At 69.4% G+C, this 23364-nt stretch carries 18 protein-coding genes; 7 read left to right on the top strand and 11 right to left on the bottom strand.

What is annotated here, in order from left to right:
- Both G5S38_RS12820 and G5S38_RS12815 read right to left on the bottom strand, forming a co-directional pair.
- Window positions 1-1511: HNH endonuclease (locus G5S38_RS12820; protein ID WP_165069324.1), on the bottom strand; the 1511-nt coding region annotated here is incomplete at its 3' end.
- A gap of 225 nt (window positions 1512-1736) precedes the next feature.
- Window positions 1737-3317, bottom strand: a complete 1581-nt coding sequence (locus G5S38_RS12815) for a Mur ligase family protein (RefSeq protein WP_235929064.1) — start codon at window positions 3315-3317, stop codon at window positions 1737-1739.
- Window positions 3318-3476: 159 nt separating this feature from the next.
- Here G5S38_RS12815 and G5S38_RS12810 point away from each other — a divergent pair, with 159 nt between their 5' ends.
- The 4 genes from G5S38_RS12810 to G5S38_RS12795 all read left to right on the top strand — a co-directional run bounded on the left by G5S38_RS12810 (window position 3477) and on the right by G5S38_RS12795 (window position 7817).
- Window positions 3477-4982: an SDR family oxidoreductase gene (locus tag G5S38_RS12810; RefSeq protein WP_165069321.1), complete on the top strand. Its 1506-nt coding sequence runs from the start codon at window positions 3477-3479 to the stop codon at window positions 4980-4982.
- Window positions 4983-5079: 97 nt separating this feature from the next.
- Window positions 5080-5721: a GDSL-type esterase/lipase family protein gene (locus tag G5S38_RS12805; protein ID WP_165069320.1), complete on the top strand. Its 642-nt coding sequence runs from the start codon at window positions 5080-5082 to the stop codon at window positions 5719-5721.
- Between the two features lie 16 nt (window positions 5722-5737).
- On the top strand, window positions 5738-6091 hold the full coding sequence (locus G5S38_RS12800; protein WP_165069317.1) for a DUF6804 family protein: 354 nt from the start codon (window positions 5738-5740) through the stop codon (window positions 6089-6091).
- 130 nt (window positions 6092-6221) lie between these two features.
- Entirely contained in the window at window positions 6222-7817 is a 1596-nt protein-coding gene (locus G5S38_RS12795; protein WP_165069315.1) for a stealth family protein, read from the top strand.
- 33 nt (window positions 7818-7850) lie between these two features.
- Here G5S38_RS12795 and G5S38_RS12790 read toward each other — a convergent pair whose 3' ends face one another.
- On the bottom strand, window positions 7851-8795 hold the full coding sequence (locus G5S38_RS12790) for a phosphodiesterase (RefSeq protein WP_165069312.1): 945 nt from the start codon (window positions 8793-8795) through the stop codon (window positions 7851-7853).
- 299 nt (window positions 8796-9094) lie between these two features.
- Between G5S38_RS12790 and G5S38_RS12785 the strand changes: the two genes are divergently transcribed.
- Window positions 9095-11251 (top strand): DEAD/DEAH box helicase, encoded by a 2157-nt coding sequence (locus tag G5S38_RS12785; protein ID WP_165069310.1) that lies wholly within the window; start codon window positions 9095-9097, stop codon window positions 11249-11251.
- A gap of 339 nt (window positions 11252-11590) precedes the next feature.
- On the opposite strand, the gene G5S38_RS12780 is transcribed toward G5S38_RS12785, so the two are convergent.
- The 4 genes from G5S38_RS12780 to G5S38_RS12765 form a co-directional block, all read right to left on the bottom strand.
- Window positions 11591-13000, bottom strand: a complete 1410-nt coding sequence (locus G5S38_RS12780; RefSeq protein ID WP_165069307.1) for a maltokinase N-terminal cap-like domain-containing protein — start codon at window positions 12998-13000, stop codon at window positions 11591-11593.
- Between the two features lie 99 nt (window positions 13001-13099).
- Window positions 13100-13360: a mycoredoxin gene (locus G5S38_RS12775; protein ID WP_165069304.1), complete on the bottom strand. Its 261-nt coding sequence runs from the start codon at window positions 13358-13360 to the stop codon at window positions 13100-13102.
- A 9-nt stretch (window positions 13361-13369) separates the two neighbouring features.
- Complete coding sequence (locus G5S38_RS12770; RefSeq protein ID WP_165069302.1) at window positions 13370-15643, bottom strand: S9 family peptidase; 2274 nt, start codon at window positions 15641-15643, stop codon at window positions 13370-13372.
- Between the two features lie 82 nt (window positions 15644-15725).
- On the bottom strand, window positions 15726-16436 hold the full coding sequence (locus G5S38_RS12765; RefSeq protein WP_165069299.1) for a hypothetical protein: 711 nt from the start codon (window positions 16434-16436) through the stop codon (window positions 15726-15728).
- Between the two features lie 127 nt (window positions 16437-16563).
- On the opposite strand from G5S38_RS12765, the gene G5S38_RS12760 reads away from it, so the two are divergent.
- Entirely contained in the window at window positions 16564-18165 is a 1602-nt protein-coding gene (locus G5S38_RS12760; RefSeq protein ID WP_165069296.1) for a CYTH and CHAD domain-containing protein, read from the top strand.
- 56 nt (window positions 18166-18221) lie between these two features.
- On the opposite strand, the gene G5S38_RS12755 is transcribed toward G5S38_RS12760, so the two are convergent.
- Window positions 18222-19022 (bottom strand): alpha/beta hydrolase family protein, encoded by an 801-nt coding sequence (locus G5S38_RS12755; protein WP_165069294.1) that lies wholly within the window; start codon window positions 19020-19022, stop codon window positions 18222-18224.
- A 97-nt stretch (window positions 19023-19119) separates the two neighbouring features.
- Entirely contained in the window at window positions 19120-19653 is a 534-nt protein-coding gene (locus G5S38_RS12750) for an Hsp20/alpha crystallin family protein (protein ID WP_165069291.1), read from the bottom strand.
- 291 nt (window positions 19654-19944) lie between these two features.
- Between G5S38_RS12750 and G5S38_RS12745 the strand changes: the two genes are divergently transcribed.
- Window positions 19945-21525 carry an aspartate ammonia-lyase gene (locus G5S38_RS12745; RefSeq protein WP_268921078.1) on the top strand — a complete coding sequence of 527 codons (1581 nt, stop codon included), beginning with the start codon at window positions 19945-19947 and terminating at the stop codon, window positions 21523-21525.
- 59 nt (window positions 21526-21584) lie between these two features.
- Here G5S38_RS12745 and G5S38_RS12740 read toward each other — a convergent pair whose 3' ends face one another.
- Both G5S38_RS12740 and ligD read right to left on the bottom strand, forming a co-directional pair.
- Window positions 21585-22253 carry a hypothetical protein gene (locus G5S38_RS12740; RefSeq protein WP_165069289.1) on the bottom strand — a complete coding sequence of 223 codons (669 nt, stop codon included), beginning with the start codon at window positions 22251-22253 and terminating at the stop codon, window positions 21585-21587.
- Window positions 22254-22280: 27 nt separating this feature from the next.
- The coding region (gene ligD, locus G5S38_RS12735) for a non-homologous end-joining DNA ligase (RefSeq protein WP_201276680.1) at window positions 22281-23364 on the bottom strand (1084 nt) is incomplete at its 5' end.

The raw sequence follows: 23364 nt of genomic DNA, 5'->3' as shown, positions 1-23364 counted from the left end.
CCGCCCCCCCGCCCCGCCGGTGCGGCGCGCCCGGTGGCCGTGCCGGGGGGGGGGGGGTTTTTTTCCCCCCCCCAGACGGGGGGGGGGTCGCCGCCCCTTTCGTTTGGCCCCCCCCCCCCGCCACTGCCACCGCCACCGCCTCCTCCGCTTGCCCCGCCGCCGCCGGATGGGTTCTGTGGTGGCTTTGCTTTGCCGCCGATGGGGTGCACCGCTTCGGTCGAATACTCACGTCCCAGTGGGCTGGTCCAGGTCATCGTGCCTGATCCGTCGTGGGCTTGGGTGACTGCCCATCCGGCGTCCTTCACCCGGTGATGGTTCCGGCACAAGTGCGCCAGGTTCTGGTGGGTGGTTTCGCCGGTTCCGGCCCAGGGGATGGTGTGGTCGATGTCGCTGACCTTCGCCCTGCGGGTGCAGCCGATGAACCGGCACGTTTGGTCCCGATACCTCAGGTATCGCTTCAGCGCGGTGGGGACTTCGTACCGGTCCTTGCCGAAGGACAGCGTCACCCCGGTTTCGGGGTGGGTGAGGATGCGGGTGAACCCGGTCGTGTTCCCCGCCAACTCCCGCGCCGTTTCCGCATCGATCGGAATACCACCCTCGAGCATTCCCGGGGTGTTGGTCTGTCCCATCACCGACAGGGCCGGCACCACCAGGGACACCTCAGCGCGGATGCCGCGGTGCACCGTCGGGATGCGGAGACCACTGGTCGCCCCAGCCTCGTCCTCGGATTTGTCGGCGGGCAGCACGGCGCCGGGGTCGGTGAGGATGTCCGCGAACGCGTCCGCCCGCAACTGCCGCATCGTGCGGTCTTCCCCGTCGCCCTGCAACGATCGGGCGGCAGCGGTGAGCCGGTTATCGATAGCCACGATCTGCGTGTTCGGGAGGTATGCGGTCAGCCATCCCATCCCGTTGCTGCCGGGTTCGACCCACACTTCCCGATTCGATCTCGCTTCGGTATGGCGTTGTTCCATATCGGCGGCCTGAATGAGTTCCTTGATCTGTTCCGCTTTGCGTGTGAACAGACCGACCGTCATCTTCTCCGCGTACTCCAGCACTTGCTCCTCGAACTGGCGTACCTGTTCTCGGGTGAGCCCTGCGGTGAGGTCGGCGATGATGGTGGCGTGCCGTTCCGAGAACCGACCCACCCCCAACCGCCACAACGTCTCCGGCACATCATCGATCAGGGTGCGGGAGCGCACCAGCAAAGCTTCCGCGGCGACCTCCGGGATGCACAACGCGGCGGCGAGTTCCGCCCGCAACGCCCGCCCAAACAAACCCGACCTGTCGGTCCGCCCCGCAGTGCAGTCTTCGCGGTGCCTCCGGAACTGGTCCACCCTCGCGAACTCGAACGCGGCCTGCTGCGCCCGCTCCCGACGGGACTGCACCAACCCCTCCAACAGCGCGTCACCGTCGATGATGTTCACCTCGTCGGGGCCGAGCTCCGCGGTCCAATCGGCCTGCTCCTCGGGCGTCATCGACGCCAGATCCGGCATGAATTCCGAGCGGTTCATGGCTTCAGTCAACACCCCACCACCGACATTCCCGCACCCTCGAACCCCAACAAACACGCTGGTCCGGGGTGTTTTGCGAACATTGCATACCCCCAGCCAACACCACACACAACACCCGAGCGGGCCCCGGACAACATCAGTGGAGAACCCACCAACCCCGCACCCGTGGAGGACAAGGCCCCCGCCCCAAGCCCACCAAACCCGCACCTATGGAGGACGCAGCACCTACCCCCGACCCGACGCCCCCGCGGCGACGCGAGCGCCGACCAGGGGGTCGGCTGCCGGCCACCCCGCTTCGGTGAGGGCGGCCGCGGCATCCATTCGGGGCGAATACGGCACGTCGACACCCTCGATCACGCGATAGTCATAGCTGCCGGGGCCCGTCCACAGCACCGTACCGCTCTCCCCGGCCAGCGCGATCGCACGCCGGATCGCGACGCGCGAATCGCCGATGTCCAGCACCGTCGAGGTGCCCCCGATACTCTCGGCCCCCGCGACCAGCGCCCGCCTGATGCTGGCCGGGTCCTCGTACCGCGAATGGTGGTCGGTGATCACCACGACATCGGCGCCTGCAGCCGCCACCGCACCCATCGGGCCCCGCTTCGTCGCATCCTTGTCGCCGTCCGCACCCATCACGACGACCAGCGGCCCCCGAGCGAGGCCGCGCAGCGCGGTCAGGTTCTTCTCGGTGGAGTCCGGCGTGTGCGAGATGTCGACGTACACGCGCGGCCCGGTCGCTCCCGAGACCAGGGCGGTATGTCCGGAGACATCGACATGGATGCCGCGTTCCACGCGTCGCCGCAGCTCCCCGAAGTCATACCCGCCGACGACCAGCATCACGAGTGCCAGCCCGAAGTCCGCCGCCATGTGCCCGCCGAGCAGCGGGATCTCGGCCTCGAGGTGCTGCCCGCCGGGACCGGTCACCTGCAGCCGGGTGCTCGTCTCCCGCACCGCGACGTCGTGCACGCGCCAGTCGGCGTGCACGCCGGGTCTCGAGGTGATTGTGGTGACGGGAATACGGGCGGATTCGACGACCGTCGCCCCGGCGGGGGAGTCGAGGGAGACGACGCCGTTTCGCGCCCGGTCGGGCTGGAAGAGCGCGATCTTCGCGGCGAGGTAGTCGTTCATTGACCCGTACTCGTCGAGGTGGTCGTGGCTCAGGTTGGTGAACCCCGCGACATCGAAGGTGACGCCGCCGATGCGCTGGTTCGTCAGCGCCTGTGCGCTGACCTCGACCGCGGCGGCCTCCGTCGCATCCTCGTTCATCCTGGCCAGCAGCGCGTGCAGCTCCGGCGCCTCGGGAGAGGTCAGCCTGCTGGAGACCGACGTCGCGCCGCTGCGGCGATGCACGGTCGAACTGCAGCCGGACCGCACGCCGAGCGCCCCGAGAATGGCGTCGAGCACGTGCACCGTCGTGGTCTTGCCGTTCGTTCCGGTGACCCCGAACAGCCGGGGGCGCACCCGGTCTGTTCCGTACACCCGGGCAGCGATCGCACCGAGCGCGCGGCGCGGATCGGGGGTGACGAGAAGGGGAAGACCGCTCTCCCTCGCGAGGGAGGCACCGCGCAGGTCGGTCAGTACCGCGACCGCCCCCGCATCCCGCGCCGCCGTGGAGAATCGCGCGCCGTGGCCGTTCTGGCCGGGCAGCGCCGCGAACAGGGCGCCTGGCCGGCATTCGCGGTCGCTCACCGACACGCTGGTGACCGTGGCGAGCGCGTCGCCCTCGATCGCCACGTCCCGGCCGGTCGCCAGGTCGTACACGGGGGCACCCTCGACCCGGGTCGGGGTGAGCATCGGAGCCTGCATGACCACAACTTTCGGCGGGGGGAGGGAGGTGCCGAAGTCCGGGGCAGGTCCTCGATTTTACCCGGGGTCGCCCGCCGACAGGGCATCGCAGGCTGGCAATCCACCTTCCGTCGCCCGACGGGCCGGGCCCGTCACCACCCGCCTAACTACTGTTGGACGATGGAAACACAGCGAAGAGTCCTGGTCACCGGCGCCACGGGATACATCGGCGGTCGCCTGGTTCCCAGGCTCCTCGAGGCGGGCTTCACCGTGCGCGTGCTGGTGCGCAACCCGGCGAAGATGACCGACGTTCCCTGGGCCGACCAGGTCGAGGTCGTCGTCGGCGACCTCGAGAACGCCGAGTCGCTCGTCGACGCGGTGCGCGACGTTCAGGTGCTCTACTACCTCGTGCACGGCATGGGGGTGGCCGGCGACTTCGAGAAGGGGGAGAAGGACGCCGCGAGGAACGTCGCCATCGCGGCGCGAACCGCGGGCGTCGAACGCATCGTCTACCTCGGTGGCCTGCACCCCGACGGCAAGCTCTCGCCCCACCTGCGCTCCCGCGCCCAGGTCGGCCGCATCCTGATGGCTTCCGGCGTTCCGACCGCGGCGCTGCAGGCGGGCGTGGTCATCGGATCCGGATCCACCTCCTTCGAGATGATCCGCCACCTCACCGACGTGCTGCCATACATGCCGGCGCCGAAGTGGGTGCGCAACTTCATCCAGCCCATCGCCGTGCGCGACGTGCTGCACTACCTCGTCGGCGCGGCCGACCTGCCGCCCGAGGTCAACCGCACGTTCGACATCGGCGGCCCCGACGTGCTGCGGTACGGCCAGATGATGAACGGCTACGCCCTCGAAGCCGGGCTCAAGCAGCGCCCGATCGCATCGCTCCCGGTACTGACACCGTGGCTGGCCTCCCAGTGGGTCAACCTCGTCACCCCCATTCCGCGCGCGCTCGCCGTGCCGATCATCGCGTCGCTGCAGTACGACTGCGTGATCCACGAGAACGACATCGACGACTACATCCCGCAGCCCGAAGGCGGCCTCACCCCCTATCGCCGGGCCGTGCGACTCGCCCTCGGCCGAATGCGCATCGGCGAGGTCGAGACCAGCTGGCAGAACTCCTCGGTCGACGGCGCCCCCGCCAACCTGCTGCCCAGCGATCCGGACTGGACGGGCCACACCGTCTTCATCGACTTCAAGCAGCGTCAGTCGACGGCGAGCGTCGACGAACTGTGGAAGGTCATCGAGGGAATCGGCGGCGAGAACGGCTGGTACTCGCTGCCGGTCGCGTGGGCCGCGCGCGGCGTGATGGACAAGCTCGTGGGCGGGGTGGGCCTGCGCAGGGGACGCCGCAACGCCGACCGCCTCGCCACCGGCGACGCCCTCGACTTCTGGCGGGTCGAGGAGATCGACCACGGCCGCTTCCTGCGCCTGCGCGCCGAGATGAAACTGCCCGGGCGCGCGTGGCTGGAATTGACTGCGGACCCGGATGCCGCGGGCTCGCGCTACACGCAACGCGCGATCTTCTTCCCGCAGGGTCTCGGGGGACGCCTGTACTGGTTCGCGATCCTGCCGTTCCACGGCGTCATCTTCACCTCGATGGCGACGAAGATCACCGCGCTGGCCGAGGCGCGGACCGCCGCGAACGCCAAGGAAGACGCATCCACCCCCCAGCGCTGAGCGGACTGCGCGGGTCGCTCCGGCTGGCGATTCCCAGCCGCAGGCAGCACAATGGGGGAGCGCTCGCAGCCGAATGCGCCACTATCGGGAGGTTCACATGACCGATTCGCACGTATCCGACAGCCCGGACCCGGGCGACCGTTCGCGGGACGACGAGAAGGACACCGTCGTGTTCCTCGGCGACAGCCTGACCGAAGCCGGCGCATGGGGAGAATGGTTCCCGGACCTCAACGTCATCAACATGGGTGTCGGTGGGAGCACCACCGATGACCTGCTCGGCCGCCTCGACGACATCGTCGCCGTTCACCCCGACGAGATCATCGTGCTCATCGGCACCAACGACCTCGGCACCCGCCAGACCGTCGAGCACCTGGTGCGCAACATCGAGAGCCTGTGCGTCTCGCTGCGCCGCGAACTGCCGGGATCCCGCATGCTCGTGCAGTCGGTGCTGCCCCGCGGCCGCGAATTCGCCGGCCGCATCCAGGACGCCAACATCCACCTGCGCCAGTTCTCGCGCACGGTGCGGGCGCAGTTCCTCGACCTGTGGCCCGCCCTCGCCCTCGAAGACGGCGAGCTCAACCCCGCGTACTCCGACGACCGCCTGCACCTCACCGACGCCGGGTACGAGGCATGGCTAGCGGAGCTGCGCCCCGCCCTCGTGCGCCTGCGCGAGCAGCCGCCGATGACCACGCCGATCTCGGTCATCCGCACCGACCAGTACTCCCGGCCGAACCGCTGAGCGCGGCAACCCTGGCGTGACGTCCTATCCGACGCCGGAATTCCGGCGTCCCGCACTCGCGCCCGGCATCCTCGCTACCATCGTGCTGCTCGCGGGCGTGGCGCTGGTCGGCACTGACGGATTCACCTGGATCCGCTACGCGATCTGCATCCTGGCGCTCATCGTCTGCGTCTTCGCGGTGCAGGCGAAGCACTGGTGGTGGGCCGTCGCGCTCGCCCCGGTCGTGATCGCGTGGAACCCGGTCGTGCCGCTCCCGTTCGAGGGTTGGGGCTGGCGTGCGGCGCAGCCAGTGGCCGGCCTGGTCTTCATGGCCGCAGGCGTGCTCATCAAGATGCGCAACCCGGAGGATCGCAACGCCGCTCGCCGCTGAATCCACCTCTGACCGGCGCTTTATCGCGTTCGTCACGGGCGAATCGGCGCAGGCGCGACCGGGGGTGATAATGAAGGGTGCTGTACTCCCGTCGCACCAGCGGCCCGGTTGCAGCGCAGATCGGGCATTCATGAAAGAAACCATCGCACCCGTGGTGATGTCGTCACTGGCATCCCCCGGAGTAATCAAGCGATCCGACATCGTCGTGCGCAAGGGCCTCTTCACCCTCGTGAACGGGCACCTCACGCCCCGCGAATCGATGGTCGAAGACCTGCTCTTCATTCGTTCCGTGCTGGATGCCGCTGGCATCCGCTTCTTCCTCGTGCGGGGCAGCGACGACCGCCTGGTCCTCGCCGTCGACTGGGCCATGCGCAAGAAACTCCGCACGGCCCTCGCCAAGGCCTGCGCCAACGAACCCTTCTACTCGCGCCCCGAGACCGGCCGCCGCGACAGCCCCACCGTGCTCGTCGCCGAAGGATCCCTCGCGACCGATTCCCGCGCCCGCGCGTTCACCCTGTACCGCCCCCGCATCGAACCCCAGGGTCGCCTGCGCTATGGCGCATCGACCGGCGTGCGCCTCGAACTGTGGGAGTGGAAGGGCGACACCATCATCGCCCCGAGCGAGAACGCCCTGATGCGCAATACGCTGCCGGCCGCCGAGGCGACCCCCGGCGAGGTCGAGATGTACGGCGAGACCTGGCCGACCCTCGACGGCATGTTCGGCCCGCACGCCAGCGACGTCAACTTCGACATCGACATCGTCTTCTCCTGGGTCGACGGCGCATCCATCGAGTGGCAACGCGCGCGCGCCAAGCGCATGGAGAGCTACGTGGTGGGAGAGGGTGACAACTCGGAGGCGCGCTTCCGACAGATCGACGAACTGAAGTTCGCGCTGCGCTCCGTGCACCTGTTCGCGCCGTGGATCCGCAACATCTACATAGTCACCGACTCGCCCCGCCCGGCGTGGCTCGACGAGCACCCGCGCGTGACCATCCTGCGCAGCGAGGACTTCTTTCAGGACCCGTCGGTGCTGCCGACGCACAACTCGCACGCCGTCGAGAGCCAGCTGCACCACATCGAGGGGCTCAGCGAGTACTTCCTGTACTCGAACGACGACATGTTCTTCGGCCGTCCCGTCTCGCCGAGCATGTTCTTCTCGCCCGGCGGCCTGACCAAGTTCATCGAGGCGCCGACGCGCATCGGCCTCGGCGAGAGCAACTCGACCCGCAGCGGCTTCGAGAACGCGGCCCGCGTGAACCGCAGCCTGCTGCAGGAGAAGTTCGGGCGCATCACCACCCGGCACCTCGAGCACGCGGCGACACCGCTGCGCAAGTCGGTGCTGTTCGATCTCGAACGCGAATTCCCCGAGGACTTCCGTCGCACCAGCGCCAGCGCGTTCCGTTCGATGACCGACATCTCGGTGACGAACTCGCTGTACCACTACTACGCGCTGATGACCGGGCGCGCCGTCGTGCAGACCCAGGCGAAGGTCATGTACGTCGACACGACCATGCGGGAGGGGCTCCGCCAGTTGCGCCGGCTGCTCAAGAGGCGGTCGTTCGACTTCTTCTGCCTGAACGACGGCAGCTTTCCCGAGATCGACGCAGCGGAACGGGCATCCGAGGTCCTGTCATTCCTGGACAGGTACTTTCCCATCGCCGCGCCCTGGGAGAAAGTCGGGCACCTCTCCGGGGTCGACGCCACGAGGGAATCGCAGACCGGATAGCGGGGCGTTTCGCGGCGGTGCGGAGCGGTTCGCTCAGCGCACCGCGATCGTGCGGATGGGCATGGTCAGCGGCGGCTCGGCTTCCACGTGCGGGTTCACCGCGTCGTCGATGGTGATGCCGTGGCTCTGCAGGATGTTCGCGGTCTCTTCGGCGGTGACCCACGCGGAGACGGTGGGGTAGTTGCCGATCGGAACGACCGAGTGCAGCACGGTGTCGTCGTAGACGTGCACCAGGTTGAACGACTGGGCGCCGTCACGGCCCCGGGTTCCCCCGACGGGCACGTTGAGGTCCTGCGTGTAGCAGGTCGCCGAGGCTACAGACACGGGAACGCCCGCGAAGGTCGCGGTGGTGGAGTAGTGCAGGTGACCGGCGATGATGCTGCGAACGTCGGAGCCGCGGATGACCTCGGCGAGCCCGGGCTGGTCGCGCAGTTCGACCAGCACCGCGAGGTCGAGCACGCTGGGGACCGGCGGGTGGTGCAGCGCGAGGATGGTGCCGTGCGGCGCAGGGATCGAGAGTTCCTCGGCGAGCCAGTCGAGCTGGTCGCTGCTGACCTCGCCGTGGTGGTGCCCCGGCACCGTGGAGTCGAGCGCGATGATGCGCAGGCCGTTGATGTCGTAGACGCGGTCGACCGAGTGCTCCGACGGCTGCTGGTCGAGCAGGTGCTTGCGGAACTCGGGGCGCTTGTCGTGGTTGCCCATCACCCAGATCACCTGGGTGCCGAGGCGTTCTGCGGCCGGGTCGACGATCGCACGCAGCTTTGCGTACGCCTCCGCCTCGCCCTTGTCGGCCAGGTCGCCGGTGAACACGATGGCCTCCGGGCGGGCGCCGGACTCCTCGAGCTCGTCGAAGAGCTGGCGCAACAGCTTCTCGCTGTCGACGGCACCGTAGAGCGGACGGTCACCACCCACGAGGTGGGTGTCGCTGAGGTGCAGGATGAAGTGGTCGGGCCGAGGGTACTGGGCCGTGTATGCCATTCGTCTACCCAATCATCGTTACCTTGACTGCGGGTAAACAACGGGCGGCGAGTCCGACCCCGAAAGAGGCTACACTTCTTTGTTTCTCGTGTCGTGGGGTAAATGCGCAGGTTGTCGCCCGGTGCGCGTAGTGTGGTGTGCAGCGTTCGACGGATCCCATCGTCGTCTCGACCCTGTCCGCAGGTTGCTCGAGTCTCGGTCCGTCGCCGTTCGGTCAGTGAGAGGCCTTCCATCGGGGGAGTCCAGACCGGCATGGTTCCAGGTCCGACGGGTGTTCGCGGGCAGAGTTCAGGAGTGAAATGGCCAGGTCCAGCCAGTCCAAGGCGCCGCAGCGCTCGCAGTCGTCGAACCGGTCCCGTTCCGCGGGCCAGCGGCGCGCGCGCCCGGGTGACGAGGTCGGCGTGATCCCGGTACTCGCCAGGGCCGTGCGCGAGATCGAATCCGCCGCGGAGCGCGGCAAGGTCGGCCCGTCGAATCGCACCAAGTTCCAGGTCGTCGCCCTGCTCATGCGCGAGGAGCGCAGCCGGGCCAAGGCAGACACCGAGATCTCCGACTCCGACCGGGCAGAGCTGCTCAAGCGCCTCGACGGCGTCGCGACCATCCTCGCCAAGACCGCCGCCCGCGACACGTCGCTCATCCAGCTGCTGGCCGAGGGTGCAACGGTGTCGGATGCCGCGAAGTCGCTGCGCCGCGACATCCTGATGGCCTCAGGGGTCGAGATGAGTCCAGATGACCTCGTCATCGCCGCGGCCCCCGAGCCCGTGGCCCCCGCTGTCGAGCGACAGGTCGTTCCGCAGTCGGTCGTCGCCCGCCAGCTCGCGAACCCCTTTCTCGCCCCCGACTTCAGCCAGCCGATCCCGCAGCGCCCCACCACTCACCGTCTCGCGAACTGGGAGCTGCTCGAACCGCTGTTCCGCGCGTTCGAGTACGGCTCGGGCGGCAACGTCGCCAGCATGGAGCTGCCGGAGCCGACCGCGCTCGACCGCCGCGTTCCGCCTGGCCTCGAGCTGTTCACGCACCAGGCCGAGTTCGTCGCGAGCGTTCGCGACGGCCACCGCACCTACCTGCTTGCCGACGAGCCGGGACTCGGCAAGACCGCGCAGGCGTTGCTCGCGGCATCCGCGTCGAATTCCTATCCGCTACTCGTCGTCACGCCCAACGTCGTAAAGATGAACTGGGCGCGCGAGGTCGGGCTGTGGACCCCGAACAAGACCGCGACGGTGATCCACGGGTCTGGCCAGGACCTGGACGCATTCGCCGACGTCGTGATCGTCAACTACGACGTGCTCGACCGGCACGTCGGATGGCTGCGCACCCTCGGTTTCCAGGGCATGGTCGTCGACGAGGCGCACTTCATCAAGAACCGCGAGTCGCAGCGATCGAAGCACGTGCTGTCGCTCGCGGCGAGCATCCGCGCCAGGTCGCGTCGCGCGCTGATGATCGCGCTTACCGGAACCCCGCTGATCAACACCATCGACGACTTCCGCGCCATCTGGCAGTTCCTCGGCTGGATCGACGGCGAGAAGCCCACCGCCGAGCTGATGGACCGCCTCGAAGACACCGGGCTCACCCCGGCCGACTTCGGCTTCTTCGCCGAGGCCAGGCAGACCGTGATCGACATGGGCATCGTGCGTCGCAAGAAGATGGACGTCGCGGCCGACCTGCCGTCGAAGCGCATCGCCGACCTGCCCGTCGAACTCGACGACGAGATCGGGCGCACCATCCGCGACGCCGAGGCCGCGCTGTCGAAGCGCCTGCTCGACCGGTACACCCGCGGCATCGCGATGTCAAAGAACCCCGACGATCTCGATCGCGGCGCCCTCATCCGGCTCGTCGCGCAGGCCGAACTCGAGGAGTCGAAGGCTGCGAAGACCGGCGAGAACGTCTTCACCATGGTGCGCAAGATCGGGCAGGCGAAGGCCGTGCTCGCTGCGGACTACACGGCGCAGCTCGCCCGTTCCGTCGGCAAGGTGGTGTTCTTCGCCAAGCACGTCGACGTGATGGACGCGGCGGAGGAGACCCTCGCCAAGCGCGGGCTCAAGACCGTATCGATCCGCGGGGACCAGACGGCGGCGTTCCGCCAGTCGCAGGTCGACGCGTTCAACAACGATCCCGACGTATCGGTGGTCGTCGCGTCGCTCACTGCCGCAGGCGTCGGCATCAACCTGCAGGCCGCGTCGAACGTCGTGCTCGCCGAACTCAGCTGGACGAGCGCCGAGCAGACTCAGGCCATCGACCGCGTGCACCGCATCGGCCAGGAGGAGCCCGTCACGGCGTGGCGCATCATCGCGTCGCAGACCATCGACGCGAAGATCGCCGAGCTGATCGACAGCAAGGCGGGGCTCGCGGCGCGGGCCCTCGACGGCGACGACTCCGCCGTGGCTGCCGAGTCGAGCCTGCAGCTCGATGCGCTCATGCACCTGCTGCGTACCGCACTGGCCGCCGCGAAGATGTAGTCGCGGGCGGGCCGGGGTCGCGCCAGTTGGGGTGACGGCCGGTTACCCGACGTGACGGGGCTGCCCGCTTTCATCATTCAGGAGCGGGGATGAGCTGGGGCGATGGATGCTGCATGCCGCCGCAGCATCCATGCACCGGGGCCTCATCGGCGCTCATTACGCGCGCCGTACTCAATACAACGGCGCGGGTCCTGGCTGGGTTCCTGAATGATGAAAGAACTCCCGCCGGCGTTCCTGAATGATAAAAGTGGGCGTCAGCGGGTGTGACGCCAGCCACGCGTGGTGACAGCGGGCGTCGGCAGCCGGTGCGACGTCAGCCGGGCGTGGTGACAGCCGACGTCAGCCGGTGGGCGCCGTGCGGTGAGCGAGGCGCTCGATCGCGGTGACCGGGATCGACAGCCAGTCCGGGCGGTTGCGCGCCTCGTAGACCGCCTCGTAGAGCGCCTTGTCGATCTCGAACGCGTCGAGCACGGCCGAGTTCGCGCGCAGGTCGAACCCGGTGCGCGCGATGTACCCGTCGAGGAACAGCTCGCGCGCGGAGGCCGACCATGCGGCGGCGGCGCTGCCCGGGTGCGAGATCGCGACCGAGCCCGCGACGTAGTCGAACGAGCGCAGCATGCCGGCGATGTCGCGCAGCGGAGAGTCGAGCATCGAGCGCTCGCGCATCGGGCGCATCGGCTCGCCCTCGAAGTCGAGGATGACCCAGCCGCGGCCGGGTACCGAGAGCACCTGGCCGAGGTGGAAGTCACCGTGGATGCGCTGCATCGCCGGCCACTCGGCGGTCGCCGCCGTGGCGTAGACCGCGGCGATGGCATCGCGGTACTGCGCGATGGATGGGACCTCGGATGCCGCGAGCTCGAAGCGCGCGTGCATGCTGGCGATCACGGCCGCGATGTCGTCGGTCGTCGCCGCCCGCGTGGGGAGCACCGCCGCGAGGGTGGTGTGCACATCGGCGGTCGCCTCGCCGAGCGTGTATGCGCGCTCGCTGAAGTCCTCGTCGGATTCGGCGGCGAGCAGCGCGACCCGCCACGCGTCCTGCACGCCGGGCAGGAACTCCTGCGCGAACGAGAGGTGCCCGTGCGCGAACCCGGCCGGTTCCCCGGCGTCGCGCCACTGGCCGGTGATGTGCCCGACCGAGAGCGGGACGACGGTGGACCCGGCACTTCCCAGCGCGCTGAGCAGCGTGACGTCGGGGTTCTCGCCGTGGTGCAGGGTGCGGAAGATCTTGCAGATCACCGGCTGCGCCGGCTGCCCGTCGAGGGAGGCGGTCTCGTAGATGATCGACGTGTTCGACTGCTCACCCGAGAGCACCTTCGACGAGACGACCTCGAGGGCCGGCGTCGTCGGCGCGCTGTGTCCGCGGGCCGCGAGGCCGGGCGAATGGTCGTCGGGCCGCACGGCGCCCTCGTCGAGGATGAGGCGCACCAGGGCCGCTGCGAAGGCCGGGTCGCGGGGTCCGTCGTACAGGTAGCGGAGCCCGTCGCCGTCGTCGACAGTGCCGATCAGGGCATGCTCGAGGGTGGCGACACGCTCGCGGCGTTCGGTGAGCGGCACCTGGTAGAGCAGGGGGTGCTGCGCGTGATCGAGCAGCAGGTTGACCGAGATCACGGCATCGCCCGCCGGGTCGGCCAGGAAGAACCCGCCGACGCGCTCCCAGGTGGACTCGCCGCCCTTGCCGGCGTACCAGCGCTGCGCCGAAATCCAGGTCGACAGGAACTCGGGAACGGGAGGAACGGCAAACTCGGGCATGGGGGACCTCCAGCAGATCACGGTTCGACGGGGACCTCAGACTGCGAGATCGCTCCCCGCAACGCTAGCGGACCGCGCTGCCGGCCGATGCGAATCGGGTCAGCCCAGGCGTGCGGTGACCTCGGCCAGCGACGGGTTCGTCGCAGACGACCCATCGGGAAACAGCAGGGTGGGAACCGTCTGGTTGCCGCCGTTGATGCTCGCGACGAGTTCCGCGGTGCCGTCGACCTTCTCGATATCGATCTCGGTGTAGCCGATGCCGGCCTTGGTGAGCTGCGACTTGAGCCTGGCGCAGTAGCCGCACCAGGTAGTGGAGAACATCGTGATGGTGCCGGCCGCCGGGGTGTATTCAGAGTGCATAGGAAGAGCCTACGTCGGCGAACTGGATGCTTCGCCTGTCGCACCGGCAATGCCCGCGGTACCTGCTGCCGCAGCATCCACTGCCGCACGCACCCCCGCGGTGTCGAGCACCCACGCGTACTCGAACGCGCGCTCCCGCCACGACTCGTACCGCCCGCTGACGCCGCCGTGGCCGGCAGACATCTCGGTCTTGAGCAGGGCGTTCGAGCCGACGTGCCGCAGGGCCGCCACCCACTTCGCGGGCTCGACGTAGAGGACCCTGGTGTCGTTGAGGCTCGTGACGGCGAGGATCGCCGGGTAGGCGGCATCCACCCGCACATTTTCGTACGGCGTGTACGAGCGCATGTACTCGTAGACCTCGGCGTCGTGCAGTGGGTTGCCCCACTCGTCCCACTCGATGACCGTGAGCGGGAGGGACGGGTCGAGGATGCTCGTGAGCGCGTCGACGAACGGTACGCCCGCGAGGATGCCGGCGAACAGCTCGGGGGCGATGTTCGCGACGGCGCCGACGAGGAGCCCGCCGGCGCTGCGTCCCTCGGCGACGAGCTGCTGCGGCGTGGTGTGCCCGGCGTCGATGAGGTGCTGCGCCACGGCGATGAAGTCGGTGAAGGTGTTGCGCTTGGTGAGGGTCTTGCCGTTCTCGTACCAGGCCCGTCCGAGCTCCCCACCGCCGCGCACGTGGGCGATGGCAAAGACCATTCCGCGGTCGAGCAGCGACAGCCGGGGGATCGAGAACGTGGGGTCGATGCTGATCTCGTACGACCCGTAGCCGTAGAGCAGGGTGGGAGCGGGCTGCCCGGGGCTGACCACGTCCTTCTTCCAGACCAGCGAGACGGGCACCAGGGTGCCGTCGCTCGCGGTCGCCCATTCCCGGGCCTGCGCGTAGTCGTCCGGGTCGTAGCCGCCGAGAACGGGCTGGCGCTTGAGCAGGTGCATGGCGCCGGAGACCACGTCGTAGTCGAGCACCGACGACGGGGTGACGAACGACGTGAAGGCGATGCGCACGGTGGGCTGGTTCCACTCGGGGTTGCTCGTCATGCCGACGTCGAACAGCGGCTCGTCGAAGGCGAGCTCGTCGAGTGCGCCGTACCCCTCGATGGCGCCGAGCGCGGTAGGTCCCGCGATGCGGCCGGTCGACAGGTCTGCCCGCAGTGGCACGATGCCGACCCTGGTGAGGGCATCGCGGCGGTACGAGACGACGAGGTGCGTCGCGAACGCGTCGACGCCCTCGAGGCGCACGTCGGGGGAGTGGGCGAGCACGACGGAGCGTTCGCCACGGGGATCGCTCGCCGCGACATCCACCAGCGCGAAGTTCTCCGCCTGGTCGTTGTGCAGGATCAGCAGCCGGTCGTCGCCCGCCACCACTGCGTGCTCGACCTCGTACTCGACGCCCTCGACGCGCGGCCAGACCACGGAGAATTCGCCGGTCGGGTCGGCGGCATCGAGCAGCAGGGCTTCGCTGGTGATCTTCGACCCGAGGCCGATCACGAGGTAGCGGCGGCTGCGGGTGCGCCCGATGCCCACCCAGTAGCGTTCGTCGGGTTCGGTGAACACGGTGACGTCGTCGGTCGCGGGGGTGCCGACGCGGTGCCGCCAGACGGTGTCGGGGCGCCACGCGTCGTCGACCGTCGTGTAGAAGAGGTGCGAGCCGTCGAGCGAGAAGAGGGCGCCGCCCGCGGTGTTTTCGACGACGTCGGTGTCGCTGACGATGCCGGTCTCGAGGTCGGTGACCCGCAGCGTGTAGCGCTCGTCGCCCGTGACGTCGACGGACCAGGCGAGCTTCGTGCCGTCGGCCGACACGTCGAACCCGCCCATCGAGAAGAAGTCGTGGCCCTCGGCGGCGGCGTTGGCGTCGAAGAGCACCTGCTCGCCCGGCACGGTGCCAGTGCCCTTGCCGGTGCCGGTGCCGGTCGCGCCGGTCGCGCTGCCGTCGCCGTCGATCACCGGGGGAGTCCAGTCGTCGTCGCCCGCCACCGGAACCCGGCAGTACACGCCGTACGACTTTCCCTCCACGGTGCGGGTGTAGTACCAGTAGGCGCCCGTGCGCACCGGACCCGAGAGGTCGGTCTGCTGGGTGCGCGACGTGATCTCGGAGTAGATCGCCTCGGTCGTGGCATCCAGGTGGCCGGTCCGCTCGGCGGTGTAGGCGTTCTCGGCCTCGAGGTGGGCGATGACCTCGGGGCTCTGCTTCTCGCGCAGCCACTCGTACGGGTCGACGAAGTCGTGGCCGTGGTGGGTGCGCGTGACGGGGTTCCTGCGTGCTGACGGGGGCGTGGAAGTCATCCCCTCACCGTACCGAGCATCGGCCGGGCGGGCGGTTGGCAGTGGGCTGCCGGGCGGACTCGCCGCCGGCGCCCCTTCCGCGTCAGGCGATGCGCAGCAGGGCGGTCCAGCGCTCGAACGCGGTGGCGCCGGTCGTCGGCACCGCCCACGCGTGGTGGCTGGCGAACCCGATCGACGCGTCAAGCGCCCGCAGGGTGCAGCGATCGAGGATGCTCATGCGAGCGCCCTCGGCTGCCGGGTCGTCCATCAGGGCGACGAGGAATGCCGCGGCGCGCGCGTGCGAGAACGGGTCGTCGGAATCGTGGGCAAACCGCGACGCCTCGAACACCACGGCCGACAGCAGGTCGGGCACCGGAACGCTCACCGATCGCGCGCCCTTCGTGACCCGGTAGGGCACCCGGCGGGCGAACGCCTGCGTGATCGACGAGACCGACCCGCCCGCGGTGATGGTCCAGCATTGTGGATGCTGCTCCGCACTGCCCGCGTCGGCATCGCGTCGATGGAACCGCGAGACCGCGGTGCTGCCCTTCTGCAGGGTGAAGCCGAGGTACCGCATCGACAGTTCGAGGTCGGCGAGCTCGGCCTCGGTCGTGACGATGTGGCCGCTGTGGTCGCGGGTGAGCGGGGCGGCGAGGGCCCCGCGTTCGGCGGCGAGGGCGTGCGCGGTGACCGCCTGGTTGCCCACGAGCGCCCAGGAGTGCTCGCCGGCCAGTGCCGCGATGTCGAGGATCGTGTCCCACAACTCGTCGCGCCACACTGCCTGCGTCGGTACTGCGAATGTTTCGACCATCATGACCCCCGTCATTGCCCACCCCGTACGGGGCTCCATCGCCACGCGAGTTCAGACTAACCCCTGGCGCGGTGCGTGCCCGCAACGGGAACCTCACCTCCGCGGTGCTCACGCGTCTACGGTGTGAAGCATGGCGAAAAGCACGCAGAATGAGATCGAGCGCAAGTACGACGTCGACGAGCGCGCGGTGATGCCGCCGCTGGCCGCGATCGGCGAGGTCGAGGTCGTCGGCGCCGTCGACCTCGACGCGTTCTACTACGACACCGAGCGTGGCGACCTCGCCGCCCAGCGCATCGTGCTGCGCCGCCGGTCGGGCGGGGGCGACGAAGGCTGGCACATCAAGTCACCGGCCGAGACCGGGCGCACCGAACTGCACTGGCCGCTCGCCGAGGATGACGAGGCTGCCGACCCCGCCCCCACCCCTGACGCCGCCACCGACCCCGCCCCTGTCCCTGACCCTGCCTCCACCGACGCCGCCCCGGCGACCATTCCGGATGCGGTGCTCGCTGCCGTGCGGGTGCACATACGCGACCGCCCGGTAGAGGTGATCGCCCGCTTGCGCACTCACCGCGTCATCACCCACCTGCTGAACGGCAAGGGCGTCGCCGTGGTCGAGGTGGCCGACGACACGGTGTCGGCGAGCGACGCGCGCACCGGCATCCTGCGCATCTGGCGTGAATGGGAAGCAGAACTGCTGCCCGGCGCACCGCGCTCGCCGAAGAAGCGCGACGCCCTGCTCGACAGCGTCGAGGCGGTACTCGTCGGGGCGGGGGCGACACCGGCGGCCAGCGTCTCGAAGCTTGCGACGGCCCTCGGCCGGGAGACCCTCGGCGAGGCTCCGGCGCCGGTCTCTCTCACGCGCGACAGCACCGCGGTCGAGGTGGTGGTCGCCGCGCTGGGCGGCATCATCGCCGACCTGAAGACGCTCGACCCGCAGGTGCGGGAGAACGCGCACGACTCCGTGCACCAGCTGCGCACCCGACTGCGCAGGGCGCGCAGCATCCTGGCGGCGTACCGCGTGGTGCTCGACCGTGCGGCGACCGACCCGATTCGCGACCAGCTGCGGCAGCTCGGCGCGGTGCTGGGAGAGGCGCGCGACGCCGAGGTGATGCGGGAGCGGGCCAGGGTGCTCGTGGATCGCACCGACGAGGCCGGTGACGACGTGGAACGCGACCTGGTCGAGGCGTGGGACGAGCGCTACGCGGCCGCCCACGACCGGGTCGTGGTCGCCATGTCGTCCGAGCCGTACTTTCGCTTGCTGGATGCGCTCGACGACCTCGTGGCGGGCCCTCCGCTCGCCGACGAGGCGCACTACCCGGTGCGCACCGTGGTGCCTGCCGTGCTGCGTGCCGAGATCCGCCGGGTACTGCGGGCGGCGGCATTCGCGGCAGGGGAGCGTGACGACCTCAGCCGGGTTCCGCTGCTGCACGCGACCCGCAAGGCCGCCAAGCGCCTGCGCTACGCCGCCGACGCGGTGACGCTGCCGCCCGCCGGGGTGTTCGGCGCCAAGGTGCGGCACATCTCCGGTGCGGCCGAGGCCGTGCACGACGTGCTCGGCGAGTACAACGACAGCTCGCTGCTGCAGGAGCACCTGCTCACCACGGCCTCGGGCGCGCATGCCTTCGCGTTCGGTGTGCTCTACGAGAAGGAGCGGCACTCCGCCGCGCTCACGCTCACCGAGTACCCGGCGACGCTGGCCGAGCTGAAGAAGGTGCGCGGGCTGGTGCGCTGAGCGCGCGACACCCGCGACGCGCGATTCCCGCTGCGCTGCGACAGCCGCGTCCTCGGCTAGTGCAGGTCCCAGCCGGGGATGACGACGAACGTCGAGTCCCTGCCCATGCCGCGTTCGATGAATGCGACGAGGTCGTTCAGGGCGCGCTTCGATCCGCCGGTCACGGCGGGGTAGCGGGCCCAGCCGTCGCGGATGTCGGCGTATTCCGTCTCGCGTACCGCGATGCCCGCCCGGCGCATGGCGGTCTCGATCGCGACGACGGCGGCGCGGTTCTCGCCGGACTGTGCGGCCTGGATCAGCGTGGTGGGAAGACCGGCGACGGTGGATGCCGCGAGCCCGGTCGGGTACAGCAGTGCGAGCCTGCTCACCGACGATGAGCGGCAGGCCTCAGCGGCGGCGCCCGCGGCAGCCGCTTCGGCGACGATCGTCGTGCGCGCCGGATCGGTGCCCAGCTGCCGGTGCGCCCGCTCCACCACCGTGTCGGCGTCGTCGAGGCTTCTGGGCACGAGCACCACCGCGCCGAGCCGCACGGCGAGCGAACCGGCGAGCCAGCGTGAGTCGCGGGGTCGACGGGTGAGGTAGATGACGAGGGCGTGTGGTGCGACTAGTGCCTCTGGTGCGACTGCCGCGTCTGGCGAATCCGCGCCGGCTGGCGTCGCCGCCGCACCCCGAGCCCCCGCACCCCGGGCCACCGCGTCGCTGCTCCACACCGTTCCGAGGTCGGTGCTGCGGGAGACCGCACCGCGCACGGCTCGCGTCGCCATCGCGGGCAGCAGTGCCGGCATCCGTTTCTCGGTGAACCTCAGGAGAGCGGAGGGCGCAACGGGTTCGGAGGCGACCGGCTCGGTGTCAGACATGCGCGCTCCCTGTCGATGCGGATACCCACCCCAGTCTGCATTAACCGCGTCGGGGCCCGGACCGAAGTCCGGGCCCCGAATCGCGGTGCGGGTGCCGTTAGCTGGAGGCTCCCGACGACGCGTCAGACGATGCGCTCGACGAGTCCGCGGTCACGCTCTGCTGGCCCGAGCCGCCGAAGACCGAGCCGCCAGAGACCGAGCCGCCAGAGACCGAGCCGCCGTTGCCGGAGTCCGCGGTGCTGGTGACCTCGATCTTGCGCGGCTTCGACCTGGCGCTCACCGGGATGGTCACGCTGAGCACGCCGTTGTCGTAGCTGGCCGTGATGCTCTCGGTGTCGATGCCCTGGCCGAGGTTGAGCTGGCGCAGGAACGAGCCGGCCTGGCGCTCGCGTGACAGCCACTTGACGCCGTCGACATTGGTGAGGGTGCGCTCAGCGCGGATGGTGAGCAGCTGGCCGTCTACGTCGATGTCGACCGACCCCGGGTCGATGCCGGGGAGGTCGGCGCTCATCACGTAGTGGTCGCCGTCACGGTAGAGGTCCATCGGCATGAGCCGGGGACCCTGGCGGGTGTCGATGACTGCGCTCGCGAGACGGTCGAGCTCACGGAACGGATCGAAGCTGTTTGCCATAGTTTCACTCCATCTCTCTCGCCGCATATTGCCTGGCCGCAAGGGGTGAAATGGCCGCAATCGCGGGGTTTCCAAACTTGAGTCACTGCGACTCAAGTACGCAGAAATGCTAACACCAGAGCGGTCGTATCGCGAGTGGCGACGGCTCGATTTCGATGTCAGACCCGCGTGCCGGGGCAGTGCCGATCGGCCCGGTTTCGTAGTCGCGACAGTAGGCTCGAGCCGTTCGCGCTCGCACGGAGTCGAGACCCGGCACGGCGCAGTCGCGACGCAACGAGGAAGCGAGACGACGTGGACGAGACTTCTCCCATCACCCTGCCCGCAGCGGCCGGATTCGGCCAGCAGGACGGTGCGGCCCCAGGACCGATGCCCGGCGCCGCGGCCTTCGACCAGACCGGCCCCATCCACATCGGCAAGAGCCGGTGGGGGGATGGACCCACCCGCACAGAGAGCGACTCGCTCGGATCGATGCAGATCCCGTCGGCGGTGTACTGGGGGATCCACACCGCGCGGGCGCTGGAGAACTTTCCGATCACCCGCCGCCCGATCTCGGTCTACCCCGACCTGATCAGGGCGCTGGCCCGCGTCAAGCAGGCCTCTGCGATCGCCAACCAGCGCATCGGGGTGCTCAGCGCCGAGAAGTCCGACGTCATCCAGCGAGTCTGCCGCGAGATCATCGACGGCCAGTGGCACGACCAGTTCGTGGTCGGCGTCATCCAGGGCGGCGCCGGAACCTCGACCAACATGAACACCAACGAGGTGATCGCGAACCGGGGGCTGGAGATCATGGGCAGGCCGCGCGGTGACTACGCGGCGCTGCATCCCATCGACGATGTCAATCGCAGCCAGAGCACCAACGACGTCTACCCGACGGCCATCAAGCTGGCCATGGTGTTCGGCGTGCAGCGGCTGCTCGCCGAGCACGCCAGGCTCACCGAGTCGTTCGCGGCCAAGGGCACCGAGTTCGCCGGCATCCTCAAGGTCGGCCGCACCCAGATGCAGGATGCGGTGCCGATGACCCTCGGCCAGGAATTCACCGGCTTCGCGCACACCCTCGGCGAGGACTACGACCGGCTCAGCGAGGTCATTCCGTGGCTCAACGAGATCAACATGGGCGCGACCGCGATCGGCACCGGAATCACGGCCGATCCGCGCTATTCCGCCGCGTGCTGCATCGCGCTGACGGACGTGACGGGCATCCCGATGGAGACGGCCGAGAACCTCATCGAGGCGTCGTCGGACGCCGGCATCTTCATGACGCTGAGTGGCACCCTCAAGCGGGCGGCGGTCAAGCTGTCGAAGATCTGCAACGACCTGCGGCTGCTGTCATCGGGCCCGCAGGCGGGCCTCGGCGAGATCAACCTGCCACCGCGCCAGGCAGGCTCGTCGATCATGCCTGGCAAGGTCAATCCGGTGATTCCCGAGGTGGTGAACCAGGTCGCCTTCAGCGTGATCGGGGCGGATGCCACGGTCACCGCCGCGGCGGAGGGCGGGCAGCTGCAGCTCAACGCCTTCGAGCCCGTGATCGCCCACAGCATCCTGCAGTCCCTCGCCTGGATGACCAACGCGTGCCGCACGCTGCGCGTGAACTGCATCGACGGCATCACGCCCAACCTGTCGCGCCTCTCGCTGCAGGTCGAGTCGTCGGTGGGCGTCGTGACGGCGCTCACGCCGTACATCGGCTACGCGGCATCCGCGTCGCTCGCGCACACCGCACTCACCACGAACGCGTCGATCGCCGACCTCGTGGTGGCGGCGGGGCTGATGGAGCGCGACGAGGTGACGCGGGTGCTCTCTCCGGAGCGCCTGAGCGGCATCCGACCCATGACCGGGGTGATCGGCACGATCGACCCCGACACGATCGCGCGTTAACCGAGAATCGGCAACGTGCCCCCTCGGAGGGTGCGCGGTGCCGATCGTCGAGGCCTGGGTCAGGCGCGGTGCTGCCCGGTGCCGTCTTCGGTGGATGCGGCGTCCGCCGGGTGGATGGTGGGCGCTGCCTCGGCGTTGTCGATGTCGCCGGTGCTGGCGCTCTCGTCGCTGTCGTCGGTGGTCACCGTGACGACGCCGTCGACGTCGGACTCGAACGACGCCTCGTTGTCGTCGTGCGTCGGGCCGGACGGCGCGTGTCCGGAGACGGACTTGGCGACGCCAGCGACCTTCTCGGAGAGGTCCTTGGCGGTCTCGGCGACCCTGTCGGCGGCGACACGAGCCGACACCGCGATCGTCTCGGCGGCGTCCTGCGCGCCGGCGACGGCGGCCCTGGTGCCCTCTGACACGGTGGAACCGGCGGTCTTGGCGGTCTCGGCGATCTTCTCGCTGGCGACCTTGGCGCCTTCGCTGACCTTCTCGCTCGCGACCTTGGCTCCCTCGGTCACCTTCTCGCTGGCGACCTTCGCTCCCTCGGCGACCTTCTCGGCGACGATGGGGGCGTTCTCCTGCACGAAGTGCTTCGAGTCGTCGACCGCCTTCTGCACGCGGGGGTCTTCCCAGGCCTCGTTGGCCTTCGCCCTCAGCTGCTCGTACTTCTTGCGGCCGGCGCGCGCACCGAGGAGGTATCCGCCGATGGCTCCGATGATGAACAGAAACTTGAGTCGCATGGTGTGATCCTTCACGGTTGAGTGTGACTACGGTACTTCGGCGGTGACGTCGCCCGCGACCTTGTCCGGCCGCCATCCGCGCCACGACGGCTGGCGCAGTCGCCCGGTATTCGTCCACTCGGCGAATTCGACTTCGCCGACGAGACTCGGGGTCAGCCAGTGGGCATCGGATGCGTCGGCCGACGGCACGTCGACGAACGGCGTCGTCGCCCTGCCGAGGCGGGCGAAGCGCCGGGCGAACGCGTCGAGGTCGCGGTCGCTGAACCCGGTGCCGACCCTCCCCACGTACTGCAGTCCCGATGGGGTGTGCACGCCCATCAGCAGCGAGCCGATCTTTCCCTCCCGGTTGCCCCTGCCGGGCCGCCAGCCGCCGATCACCACCTCCTGCGTCGAGTAGTGCTTGATCTTGATCCAGGCTCGCGACCGGCTCCCGGCCGAGTATTCGGCGTCCACCCGCTTGGCCATCACGCCCTCGAGCCCGAGGTCGCGGCTCGCGGCGACCGCGTCGGCGATGTCGCCGTCGATGGCATCGGGAATTTGCAGTACCCCACCGCCGTCGGTGACGGTCGTGAGCTGTCGTCGGCGCTCGTCGTAGGGCTCGGCCAGCAGTGACCGGCCAGCGGTCTCGAGCAGGTCGAATGCGACGAACTGCACGGGGGCGGTGCGACGGCCCGCCTCGATGTCGCGTGCCGTCGCGGCGTTCATGCGGGTCTGCAACAGGCCGAAGTCGGGTAGCCCCCGCGCGTTCATCGCGACGATCTCGCCGTCGAGCACCGCGTCGCCGCGCACCCGGTCGGCGATGGCGCTGAGCTCGGGGTACGACGGTGTCAGGTCGATGCCGTTGCGGCTGACGAAGGAGACGGTGTCGCCGGATACCGTCGCGATGGCGCGGATGCCGTCCCACTTGAGTTCGAATGCCCAGTGCTCGTCGGCGTCGAGGTCGCGCGCAGTGCCAGCAGTGGCGAGCATCGGCATGAACGCGGCGGGTGTCGACGTGCGCCGCGATGCGCGGTCCGCGCCGATGACGGTGCGTCCCGTGCGGGCGGGCGGGGTCGTAGCGGACCGGGCGGGCGGGGCCGTCGCGGTGCGGGCGGGCGGGGCCGTCGTGGTG

This window comes from Marisediminicola senii (assembly GCF_011057645.1).
GTDB classification, from domain to species: domain Bacteria; phylum Actinomycetota; class Actinomycetes; order Actinomycetales; family Microbacteriaceae; genus Marisediminicola; species Marisediminicola senii.
This window is presented reverse-complemented; position numbering and strand designations above follow the sequence as displayed.

Coding starts and splice junctions, on each gene's coding strand:
- G5S38_RS12755 (WP_165069294.1), bottom strand. CDS start 19,022: ATGTCTGACACCGAGCCGGTCGCCTCCGAACCCGTTGCGCCCTCCGCT.
- G5S38_RS12785 (WP_165069310.1), top strand. CDS start 9,095: ATGGCCAGGTCCAGCCAGTCCAAGGCGCCGCAGCGCTCGCAGTCGTCG.
- G5S38_RS12770 (WP_165069302.1), bottom strand. CDS start 15,643: ATGACTTCCACGCCCCCGTCAGCACGCAGGAACCCCGTCACGCGCACC.
- G5S38_RS12775 (WP_165069304.1), bottom strand. CDS start 13,360: ATGCACTCTGAATACACCCCGGCGGCCGGCACCATCACGATGTTCTCC.
- G5S38_RS12815 (WP_235929064.1), bottom strand. CDS start 3,317: ATGCAGGCTCCGATGCTCACCCCGACCCGGGTCGAGGGTGCCCCCGTG.
- G5S38_RS12765 (WP_165069299.1), bottom strand. CDS start 16,436: ATGATGGTCGAAACATTCGCAGTACCGACGCAGGCAGTGTGGCGCGAC.
- G5S38_RS12805 (WP_165069320.1), top strand. CDS start 5,080: ATGACCGATTCGCACGTATCCGACAGCCCGGACCCGGGCGACCGTTCG.
- G5S38_RS12760 (WP_165069296.1), top strand. CDS start 16,564: ATGGCGAAAAGCACGCAGAATGAGATCGAGCGCAAGTACGACGTCGAC.
- G5S38_RS12780 (WP_165069307.1), bottom strand. CDS start 13,000: ATGCCCGAGTTTGCCGTTCCTCCCGTTCCCGAGTTCCTGTCGACCTGG.
- G5S38_RS12750 (WP_165069291.1), bottom strand. CDS start 19,653: ATGGCAAACAGCTTCGATCCGTTCCGTGAGCTCGACCGTCTCGCGAGC.
- G5S38_RS12795 (WP_165069315.1), top strand. CDS start 6,222: ATGAAAGAAACCATCGCACCCGTGGTGATGTCGTCACTGGCATCCCCC.
- G5S38_RS12740 (WP_165069289.1), bottom strand. CDS start 22,253: ATGCGACTCAAGTTTCTGTTCATCATCGGAGCCATCGGCGGATACCTC.
- G5S38_RS12790 (WP_165069312.1), bottom strand. CDS start 8,795: ATGGCATACACGGCCCAGTACCCTCGGCCCGACCACTTCATCCTGCAC.
- G5S38_RS12810 (WP_165069321.1), top strand. CDS start 3,477: ATGGAAACACAGCGAAGAGTCCTGGTCACCGGCGCCACGGGATACATC.